The following is a 10,305-nucleotide window of genomic DNA, read 5'->3' on the forward strand; positions in this document are numbered from 1 at the left end:
ACCCGCCGCGAGGCTCCCGCATGTCCGACCCAGCACAGCTCACCATCGCCGAGGCCGCTCGCCGCATTCAGCGCCGCCAACTCTCCCCGGTCGAACTGACCCGCGCCTGCATCGAACGCATTGAACGCCTCAACCCCCGGCTCAACGCCTTCGTGACCGTGACGCCGGAGCGCGCCCTCGACGATGCGGCCCGCGCCGAGCAGGAGCTGCTCGCCGGGCAGTACCGCGGCCCGCTCCACGGCATCCCGATCGCCCTCAAGGATCTCTATGACACCGCCGGCATCGAGACCTTCGCCGGCGCCGATGTCCTGCGCGGGCGCGTACCGGCTGTCGACTCTGCCGTCGCCCGCCGCCTGCGCGAAGCGGGCACCGTCCTCCTCGGCAAAACTAACACGCACGAATTCGCCTGGGGCACCACCACCAACAACCCGCACACCGGCCCCACCCGCAACCCGTGGGACCCCGACCGCATCCCCGGCGGTTCCAGCGGCGGGTCCGGCGCTGCCATCGCGGCCCGCCTCGCCCTCGGCACCCTTGGCACCGATACCGGCGGCAGCATCCGCATCCCGGCCGCGCTTTGCGGCTGCGTCGGCCTCAAGCCCACCTTCGGCCTCGTCAGCCGGGCCGGCGTCATCCCCATGTCGCCGCAGTTCGACCACGCCGGCCCCATCGCCCGCACGGTCGAAGACGCCGCCATCGTTCTCGGCGCCATCGCCGGCTACGACCCCGACGACTTCGCCACCGTGCCGCTCCCCGTCCCGGACTACCGGGCGGCGCTCATCCCGGATGTCCGCGGTCTCCGCGTCGGCGTCCCCCGCGACCAGTTCTTCGGCCTCGTCGATCCGGAGGTCCTGGTGGCAGTCGAAGAGGCGCTCGAAACGCTCCGCGGCCTCGGCGCGGAGGTCGTCGACATCGATTCCGGCTTCACCCGGGACCAGATCATCAGCGCCTGGCGCCTGGTCAACGTCGAAGGTCGCCTCTACCACACGCCCCTGCTCGACGAAGCCGCCCACCGCTACAGCGAAGAGCTGCGCAACATCCTCCTCCAGCCCCTGCCGGAACCGCTCGACCTCAGCGCCGCCTACCGCGACAGCTATGCCGTCAAGGAGGCCGTCCGTCGCCTCTTCGAGCAGGTCGACCTCCTCGCCGCCCCCACCACCATGCGCACGGCCTCGCGCATCGGCGAAGACCCCGTCGAGATCGACGGCGTGCAGCTCACCACCGGCGCGGCCTTCGCCTCCCTGACGATGCCCTTCAACATCGCCGGGGTGCCCGCCATCAGCGTCCCCTGCGGCTTCAGTTCGGAGGGGCTGCCCATCGGCCTCCAGCTCGCCGCCGCGCCCTTCGCCGAGCCGACGCTCCTCCGGGCCGCGCACGCATACGAGTGCGCCACCGGCTGGACCGCCCGCGCCCCGGAGCTGTAGCCGCTCAGAGCGTCAGCCGGCCCCGCATCGCCGCCTGCGCCACCCCATCGCCGTCGATGACCACCACCCGGGGCCGTCCCTCCCGCGCCGCCGCCCATTCCGCAGCCTGCCGCGACACCCGCCCGGTCGTCACCAGCAGCGCGACCGTCGCCTCCGTCGCTACGGCCGCACCGTACAGCTCGCGCACCACCGCCGCAGGGACGGTGACCTGCTCCCCGTAGCGCTTGCACTGGACCGCGAGCGTCTCGCCCCGCTTCGTGGCAAGCAGGTCGATGCCCGCATCGCCGGTGCCGCCCCGCCGCTCCACCCGCCAGCCCCCGCGCCGCAGCCAGCGGGCCACTTCCTCTTCGAAGGCCTCGGGCGCCATGGCACGCAGGCCGGCCAGTGTGCGCGCCGACCTCCGACGGTTGAGCGAGCGCGCCAGCTGTAGCAGGAACACCAGGACCAGCACTCCGGCCAGCGCCCACCCCAGCCAGGCCAGGCCGAATGGGTCCCATAAGGCGACGGCCGCCGCGCCGGCGACCGCTAGCAGCAGCGCGCGCCGCATCGGCACCCGGTCCCCGCGGGGGCACGCTCAGGCCCCCGCGTTGGCTCCTCCTCCGCCCATCGGCGCCAGCAGGTTGCGATACCCCGAAGCCTGCTCATAGGCATGCGCGACCTGGATAATGCGCCCCTCATCGAAGAAGTTGCCGATAATCTGCATCCCGACCGGCAGCCCGTCGCTGAACCCGCACGGCACGCTGATCGCCGGCAGCCCCGCCACCGAGGCCGGCAGCGTGTAGATGTCGTTCAGGTACATCGCCAGCGGGTCATCCAGCTTCGCCCCGATCGGGAAGGCAACCGTCGGCGAGGTCGGCGTCACCAGCACGTCGTACGTCCGGAACGCCTCGGCGAACTCCCGGCTGATCACGGTCCGGACCTTCTGCGCCTTGAGGTAGTAGGCGTCGTAGTAGCCCGCGCTGAGCGCGTACGTCCCGAGCATGATGCGGCGCTTCACCTCGGCGCCGAAGCCCAGCGCCCGCGTGCGCTCCATGTCCTCCCACATCGAACCGCCGGAGTGGTCGCTGAAGCCGTACTTCACCCCGTCGTAGCGCGCCAGGTTCGCCGACGCCTCGCTCGGCGCGATGATGTAGTACACCGCCAGCGCATGCTCGGTGCTGGGCAGCGAAACCTCCCGGTCTACCACCGCACCAAGCCCTTCCAGCACCTGCAGCGCCTCCTCGATCCGCGCCCGTACGCCTTCCTCCATCCCCCCGACGAAGTACTCTTTCGGCACCCCGATGCGCATCCCCCGGATCTCCCGCCCGAGGTAGTGGCGCAGGTCAGGCATCGGCTCCGGATTTGTCGTGCTGTCCCGGGGGTCGTGCCCGCCGATGCAATCGAGCATCGTTGCCACATCCTCCACGTCCCGCCCGATCGGCCCCACCTGGTCGAGCGAGCTCCCGAAGGCCACGATCCCGTAGCGGCTCACCCGCCCGTACGTCGGGTCCAGGCCTACCTGCCCGCAGAGCGCCGCGGGCTGCCGAATCGAGCCACCCGTATCACTCCCCAGCGAAACGAGGCACTCGCCCGCCGCCACCGCCGCTGCGGACCCGCCGGAGGAGCCGCCCGGCACCAGCGCCGGGTTCCACGGGTTCCGTGTCGGCCCATAGGCGGAATGCTCCGTCGACGACCCCATGGCGAACTCGTCCATGTTGCACTTCCCCACCATCACCGCCCCCGCCCGGCGTAATTGTTCGTAGACATGGCTGTCGAATGGGGGAATGAAGTTCTCCAGCATCCGCGAGCCCGCAGTCGTGCGGACACCCTTCGTGATGATCAGGTCCTTCACGCCCACCGGGATGCCGGTCAGCGGCGTCGCCGTCCCTGCAGCGAACTTCGCATCGGCCTCCCGCGCCTGCTCCAGCGCCAGCTCGGCGGTCACCGTGATGTACGCGTGCACGGTCGGCTCGACCTCCGCCAGCCGCTCCAGCACCGACTGCGTCAGCTCGACGCTGGTGAACTCCCGCCGCCGGAGGCCCTCATGCGCTTCGTGAGCCGTCAGACGCCACAGCTCGCTCATTCCAGCACCGCCCGCACCCGGATGTACCCGTCCTCGGTCATCGGCGCGTTCGCCAGCACCTCATCGCGGCTCAGCGACGGCTGCACCTCATCGGCCCGCATTACGTTGGCCAGCGGAAGCGGGTGTGCCGTCGGCTCCACACCCTCGGTGTCAACCGCCGCCAGCGCCGCAAAGTGGTCGAGAATGCCCGAAAGCTGGACCGTCAGCCGCGCAACCTCGTCGTCGGTCACCGCGATGCGCGCCAGCCGGGCGATGTGCAACACGTCGTCTCGGGTCAGTGCCATGCGGAAAAGAATACGGGAAGCCCTTCTTACCCGCGCCCGTGTCCCGTCCACCCGCCCTTTGCTACCCTCACGAGCGATGCCCCGCTTCGAAACCCCCGCACCGGGGCCAGCGTCATGAGCAGTCTCGTCGTTCGCCGCCGCCTCCGCGAACGCCGCCGCAACGGGCACGGCGGTTCAGCGCGCATCCTCCTGATCGGCCTCTTCGGCCTGCTTTCGCTCGCGGCCATCGGCGGCGCCGCGGCCTTCGGCGCCCTCTTCACCATCTACAACTCTTACGCGAAGGACTACGTCCCCATCGAGGAAAAGCTCCGCCAGGTCTCCAGCGTTCCGACGGAAATCTACGACCGCAACGGCCCCGACAACGGCGTCCTGCTGGCTACCCTTGCCAACCCCAATGCGCAGCTCCTGAACCCCGTACGCCTCGAAGACATCTCACCCTGGATGATCGAGGCGACCGTCTCCACCGAGGACAACTCGTTCTGGACGCATCCCGGCGTCAACCTGAGAGGCCTCGTCCGCGCCGCCTACGAAAACTACATCCTCAACGACTTCGGCTCCGGGTCCGGAGGCTCCTCCATCACCCAGCAGCTCATCAAGAACGTCTACATCTGCCCGTCCATCGGCGAAGACGCCGACACCCGGACCGCCTGCGTAACGGCCGAACGAACGCTCGACCGCAAGCTCCGCGAGATCGCCTACGCCATCGAGCTCGAGCAGGACTACACCAAGGAGGAGATCCTCACCTGGTACCTCAACCAGATTTCGTACGCGGACCGCTACATCGGCGTCGAAGCCGCCGCACAGGGCTACTTCCGCAAGCCTGCGAAAGACCTCACCCTCGCCGAGGCCGCCCTGCTCGCCGGCATCCCCCAGGCGCCGACTCTCTACCACCCGCGCCTGAACTGCCTGAAGGATGATGCCGGCCAGTGCATCGTCGATGAGCTCGGCCGGGGCATCGTCGGGGGCGAGGCCAAAGCCCGCCAGGAGGCCGTCCTCGACCTGATGGTCCGCCACGGCCGCGCGACCGCGGAGCAGGTCGCCGCCGCCAAGGCCGAAGAGGTCCGCGTCTACCTGGGCTCCAATCCCCAGCGCGCCGAGGCCTTCGTCGATAACCAGGTCGAACCGCGCCTCGTCCGCATGTGCGAGGCCGGCATCCTGCCGAAGCTCCCCGGCGCCGCCGATTGCAAGGCCAGCGTCCACCAGGCCGGCTACAAGGTCACCACCACCCTCGATTGGGAACTGACCGCCCAGGCCATGGAGATGGCCCGCGGCTTCATCGCGACCGGCCTCGAAAACGGCTGCGAATGCCACAATGCCGCCATCGTCACCATTGAGCCCTCCCCCGGCCGGGTAATCGTTTATGCCCCGAACCGCGACCCCTCCTACCGTTCCGACCGCCGCGTGGCCGGGGATATTGACCAGCTGGTCGAGATCAACCAGCCCGGCTCCTCGTTCAAGCCGGCGGTCTACCTGGCCTGGTTCGATACCCTCAACAAAGCCCCGATGAGCATCTTCTGGGATACCAGCCCGCTCACCGTCGAGGGCACCGCCATCGAAAACCCCCGTCGCGATGCCGACAAGACCGAGGGGCTCATCTCCGCCCGCGCCGCGCTCGGCGGCTCCCAGAACGTCGCAGCCTTCCGTGCCGCCCAGGAGGCCGGCATCGACAACGTCATCAGGGTCGCCAAGGCGCTCGGCATCACCACGCTCGAGCAGCGCTTCGACCCCACCTTCCGCTCCCACCCCGATGTCACCTACGGCGCCTCCATCGCCACCGGCGGCGCCAACATCCGCGCTATCGACATGGCCTACATGGACGCCACCATCGCCAATATGGGCAGGATGGTCGGCGTTCCCCACCTGGCGCGCTACGTGAAGGTGAGTGACCTGAAGAGCACCGCGCTCGACACCGGCGCCGACTACGAGCTCGCCCTGGAACAGAAGGCCCTCTTCCAGAAGGGCTACATCCGCCTCGAAGGGACCCGTGAGCTCGACCCCGTCGTCGTCCTCGAGGTCCGCGACAAGGATGGCAACGTCATCTTCCGCCAGGGCGAGCCCGAGACCCGCCAGGTCATCGATGCCGGCTCCGTCTGGCTGCTCCACTCCATCATGTCCGATTGCACCGCCCGCTTCATCATCTGGGGCTGCGGCGGCAGCAACAGCGACCTCGGGCTCGACTTCTACGCCAACGGCCAGCGCATCCCGTCCGGCGTCAAGACCGGCACCCAGCAGGGTCCCCTCTCCGCGGCCGATACCCTCGAAACCTGGATGACCGGCTACTCACGCCACGCGGCCACCGCCGTCTGGGTCGGCAACGCCACCAACGAACTGGTCAACGATCGCCAGTTCGCCGCCGCCAACACCACCGTCCGCCTCTGGAAGACCTGGATGGGCACCTACCACGAAGCGCTCACCGCCCGCGGCGTTCCCGATGTGGGCAAGGGCTTCGACGACATTCGCCCGGCGAACGTTGCCCTGCGGCCCTTCGAAACCCCCGCCACCGACCGCAACCTCGGCCCCGATTTCAAGTACTGCGACCAGGTCGTCACCGCCTGGGTCCGCACCGACGTCACCTACGAATCCGACTGCGAGGAGAAGGAGATCGACTCGCGCAACGGCCTCCTCGCCACCGAACAGACGCCGGCCGAGTTCCGCAAGGTGCAGAAGTTCGTGAAGCTCCCGGCGTTCAAGCCCGAGCTCGCCGAGGAGCTCGCCCAGAAACGCAATATCCCAATCGCGCCGAAAGAGAAGAGCACGGGGCTCGCGGCCATCGCCATCAACAACCTCACCACCGGCCGCACCATCTCCGGCGACACCGAGGTCATCGGCACGGTCAACCCGCCGAACCTGAAGAACTGGAAGCTCGAAATCGGCCAGGGTTCCGCGCCGACCGAGTGGATCACCATCGGCTCGGGCACCGCGAAGGTCGAAAACGGCCCGCTCGGGACTATCCGCCTGGCCGACCTCCAGAACGGCGTCTATGCCGTCCGGCTCTCCACCAACGATGGCAAGGGGCTCTCCCTCACCATCTACATCAATGTCCGGAAGGGCGGACCGCCGAACTTCCCGGGGCTCACACCGACGCCAACCCCCGGCAACGCCACACCGACGCCGACGCCCACGCCCTGACGCTGGCGGCTCTCGCGGAGCACGCCCCGCCGGCGTACACTCCGCCCACCACCCCGGAGGGATAATCGCCATGGGCTACGCCCGCCCGGAACTCCTTGCCGAACCCGACTGGCTCGCGCAACACCTCGACGACCCCGGCGTCCGCGTCATCGATTGCGCCGTCCTCGAAGCCTACCGGCGCGCTCACATCCCGGGCGCTGTCCACCTCCCGGTGCACTACTACATCAAGGAGCCGGGTCCGCCCGGGGCCGACCACGGCACGTTTGTCATGCCGCCCGACCAGTTCGAGCAGCTTATGGGCCGCCTCGGCGTCTCCAATGACACCCTCGTCGTCACCTACGACGACAACAACGCCCTCGTCGCGGCACGGCTCTGGTGGGTGCTCAACTACTACGGCCACACCCGGGTGAAGGTCCTCAACGGCGGCTGGCACCGCTGGCTCACCGAAGGACGGCCCATCACCTTTCACGCTACCCGCCCTGCACCTGCGACCTTCACCGCCCGGCCGAACCCGGACCTCATTGCCGATGCGGAGTACCTGAAAGCCCGCCTGGGCGACCCCTCCTGCCAAATCCTCGATGCTCGCACCGATGCGGAATGGAACGGCACCAACGACCGCGGCAACCGCCGGGTCGGCCGGGTCCCGGGGGCCCGCCACCTCGAATGGATCCGCTTCGTCGAGACCGCCGATACGCGCCGCTTTCTCCCGGCGGAGGAAATCGAGCGACTCCTCGCCGGGGCCGGCATCACCAGAGACCGTGCCACCATCACCTACTGCCAGGGCGGCATCCGCGCCGCCCACGCAGCCTTCGCGATGACGCTCGTCGGCTTCGACAACGTCCGCGTCTACGACGGCTCCATGCGCGACTGGGCCAACCGCGACGATACGCCGCTGACCCTGGAGTGACAGCTCACACAGCGCAAACGCCCCGGCGGGATATGCCGGGGCGTTCGACCGTCACCTTTCGTGGCCCGACGATTACTTCGCCGGCGCCGGGGCCTCTTCTTCCGCGGGTGCCACGCGCTCCCAGCGGAGCAGCGCCTCGACCGTGAACCCCAGGTCGGCCTTTTCGCAGAGCGAGGAGCAGTAGGTCATCTTCATCCCGCTCGGCGACTTCCGCCAGTCGTAGCGCAGGCCGCAGCGCGCGCACACTTTGATATTGTTCAGATTCATCCCGGTTGGGCCGGGCCCGATCGGTGTTTCCACCTGTCGCCTCCTGGCCGGCTTCACCGCCTCGCGGGGTCGGTTGCCAGTTCCACTTCCAGCGTAGCTGCCGCGAATGGGTTTCGCAAAGCGACTTACTCAAATCGCGGTTGCCGCGCTTACCTCAACGCCCGGCAGCCAGCCTCAGGCCGCCAGCAGCGCCCGCCACGCCGGCTGCACCACCTCGAACTCTCGCAGCAGGGCCTCGATCGTGAACCCCAGGTCGGCCTTCTCGCACAGGCTGCCGCAGTAGGTCATCTTCAGCGAGCTGCTCGGCGAGCGCCGCCAGTCGTACGTCATCCCGCATCGCTGGCAAATCCGAATGTGGTCCTGCATCAGTCCCTCCCCGGCGGCCCCCGGCCTCGAAGCCCACCGCCTGTACCAATATTCGGCCGGCCGCTACCGGCCGTGCACTCCTCGAAACCCCGAATTGCCACCGGCGAACCCGCTGTACTCGAACACCGCGCTGCCGATTTCACCGGTAGTGAACGACCCCGAGCCCGACCTTCTCCCCATCCGCCGGGACCGGCCGAAGCCCCGCCTGGCAGCGCCGCGTCGGCCGCGCTTCTTCCCCCGCCAACTCGTGGTCGTCATCGGCGAGACCGTGCTGCCCTTGCCCGCACATCACGGGCCTGACGCTCCCCCGCACCTCCGGTATCGTTAGTCCATCCCCCGCCGGAGGAGCCGGTGATCCCTCCCCAGCTCGCCGAAGCCACGCGCGCGCAGCTCGCCGCGCTCCAGGCACACCGGGTCGTCGAACGCATTTGGGCCGGCGACCACACGGTCTGGCAGCCGCACCCCGCCGAGTGCGCTGACCGCCTCGGCTGGCTGACGGTCCACCAGGCGATGTTTCCGAACCTCCCGGTCATGGCCGCCCTCCGCGAGCGGCTGCGGCAGGAGGGCGTCGAGCACGCCGTCCTCCTCGGCATGGGCGGCTCCAGCCTGGCCCCCGAGGTCCTCGCGACCTCCTTCGGCCCGGCCGGCGATGCCCTCCGCCTGCACGTGCTCGATTCCACCGACCCACGCCAGGTGCGCGCCACCCTCGATGCCACCGACCTCGACCGGACCGTCGTCATCGTGTCCAGCAAATCGGGCACCACGGTCGAAACGCTGAGCCACTTTGCCCTCTTCCGCGAACGCATCGCCGACCCGGCCCGCTTCTTCGTGGTCACCGACCCCGGCACGCCCCTCGAACAGGAGGCCCACCGGCTCGGCACGCCCCACCTCTTCCTCAATCCCCCGGATATCGGCGGCCGGTTCTCTGCCCTGTCGTGGTTCGGGCTGCTCCCCGCCACCCTCGCCGGTGTCGACGTCCCCGGGCTGTTCGGCCGCCTCGGTCCCATGGTCCAGGCCTGCCGCCGCGCCGATGACCTGGAAGCCAACCCGGGCGCCCAGCTCGGTGCGCTCATGGGGGCGGCGGCACTCGCCGGCCGCGACAAGCTCACCCTCTTCTTGCCCCAGCAGGTCGAAACGCTCGGCCACTGGATCGAACAGCTCGTTGCCGAATCCACCGGTAAGCACGGTCGCGGCATCCTCCCGGTCGAAGCCGAGCGCATCGGCCCTCCGTCCGTGTACGGCGGCGACCGGCTCTTCATCGCCTACGGCGAACCCGACGGCCTCGCCGACCTCGAAGCCGCCGGCCACCCGGTGCTCCGCCTTCCCGCCATCGGCCCCCTCGATCTCGCCGCCGAGTTCTTCCGCTGGGAGTTCGCCACCGCCGTGGCCGGGCACCTCCTCGGCATCAACCCGTTCGACCAGCCAAACGTCGAAGAGACCAAGCGCCACACCCGGGCTCTCCTCGCCGGCCAGCCGGTCGATGACGCCACCGCGCCGGCTGCAGAGGTCCTCGCTACCGCCCGCCCCGGCGACTACCTCGCCATCCTCGCCTACCTCCCCCGCGACCGCGCAACCACTGACCGGCTCGAGCGCATCCGCCACCGCTTCCGCGACCGCCTCCGCATCGCCACCACCCTCGGCTTTGGCCCCCGCTACCTCCACTCCACCGGGCAGCTGCACAAGGGCGGCCCCAACACCGGCATCTTCCTCGTGGTTGCCGATGAGCCCGGCGTCGACCTGCCGGTCCCCGGCCAGCCCTACACCTTTGGCCAGCTCGAACGCGCCCAGCTTCGCGGCGATATCGCAGCCCTCCGCCAGCACGGCCGCCGCGTCGCCCGGGTGACCCCGGAGGAGCTGCAGGCCCTC

Annotated in this window: 9 protein-coding genes; 4 read left to right on the top strand and 5 right to left on the bottom strand. The window is 69.4% G+C overall.

The annotated features are described in order from the left end of the window. The first annotated feature begins 20 nt into the window (after positions 1 to 20). Positions 21 to 1,424, top strand: a complete 1,404-nt coding sequence (locus tag VAE46_RS06175) for an amidase (RefSeq protein ID WP_322796047.1) — start codon at positions 21 to 23, stop codon at positions 1,422 to 1,424. 4 nt (positions 1,425 to 1,428) lie between these two features. Here the strand turns inward: VAE46_RS06175 and VAE46_RS06180 are convergent, their stop codons facing one another. Genes VAE46_RS06180 through gatC form a run of 3 tightly spaced genes read right to left on the bottom strand, consistent with a single transcriptional unit; the run spans position 1,429 to position 3,770 of the window. Beyond that, positions 1,429 to 1,971, bottom strand: coding sequence for a restriction endonuclease (locus tag VAE46_RS06180; RefSeq protein ID WP_322796055.1), 543 nt, complete (start codon positions 1,969 to 1,971; stop codon positions 1,429 to 1,431). Between the two features lie 27 nt (positions 1,972 to 1,998). Beyond that, a complete protein-coding gene (gene gatA / locus VAE46_RS06185; protein WP_322796048.1) occupies positions 1,999 to 3,486 on the bottom strand; it encodes an Asp-tRNA(Asn)/Glu-tRNA(Gln) amidotransferase subunit GatA in 1,488 nt (495 codons plus the stop codon). Next, positions 3,483 to 3,770, bottom strand: a complete 288-nt coding sequence (gene gatC, locus VAE46_RS06190; protein ID WP_322796049.1) for an Asp-tRNA(Asn)/Glu-tRNA(Gln) amidotransferase subunit GatC — start codon at positions 3,768 to 3,770, stop codon at positions 3,483 to 3,485. The genes gatA and gatC overlap by 4 nt, the downstream gene beginning before the upstream one ends. Positions 3,771 to 3,884: 114 nt before the next feature. Here gatC and VAE46_RS06195 point away from each other — a divergent pair, with 114 nt between their 5' ends. Both VAE46_RS06195 and VAE46_RS06200 read left to right on the top strand, forming a co-directional pair. Next, a complete protein-coding gene (locus tag VAE46_RS06195; protein WP_322796050.1) occupies positions 3,885 to 6,899 on the top strand; it encodes a transglycosylase domain-containing protein in 3,015 nt (1,004 codons plus the stop codon). A 70-nt stretch (positions 6,900 to 6,969) separates the two neighbouring features. After that, a complete protein-coding gene (locus VAE46_RS06200; protein WP_322796051.1) occupies positions 6,970 to 7,806 on the top strand; it encodes a sulfurtransferase in 837 nt (278 codons plus the stop codon). A gap of 72 nt (positions 7,807 to 7,878) precedes the next feature. On the opposite strand, the gene VAE46_RS06205 is transcribed toward VAE46_RS06200, so the two are convergent. Both VAE46_RS06205 and VAE46_RS06210 read right to left on the bottom strand, forming a co-directional pair. Then, positions 7,879 to 8,106: a hypothetical protein gene (locus tag VAE46_RS06205; RefSeq protein ID WP_322796052.1), complete on the bottom strand. Its 228-nt coding sequence runs from the start codon at positions 8,104 to 8,106 to the stop codon at positions 7,879 to 7,881. A 141-nt stretch (positions 8,107 to 8,247) separates the two neighbouring features. Continuing rightward, positions 8,248 to 8,439: a hypothetical protein gene (locus VAE46_RS06210; protein WP_322796053.1), complete on the bottom strand. Its 192-nt coding sequence runs from the start codon at positions 8,437 to 8,439 to the stop codon at positions 8,248 to 8,250. Between the two features lie 351 nt (positions 8,440 to 8,790). On the opposite strand from VAE46_RS06210, the gene VAE46_RS06215 reads away from it, so the two are divergent. Next, positions 8,791 to 10,305, top strand: a 1,515-nt coding sequence (locus tag VAE46_RS06215; RefSeq protein WP_322796054.1) for a hypothetical protein, incomplete at its 3' end; no start/stop codon positions are given.

This window comes from Tepidiforma sp. (assembly GCF_034433535.1).
Lineage (GTDB): Bacteria > Chloroflexota > Dehalococcoidia > Tepidiformales > Tepidiformaceae > Tepidiforma.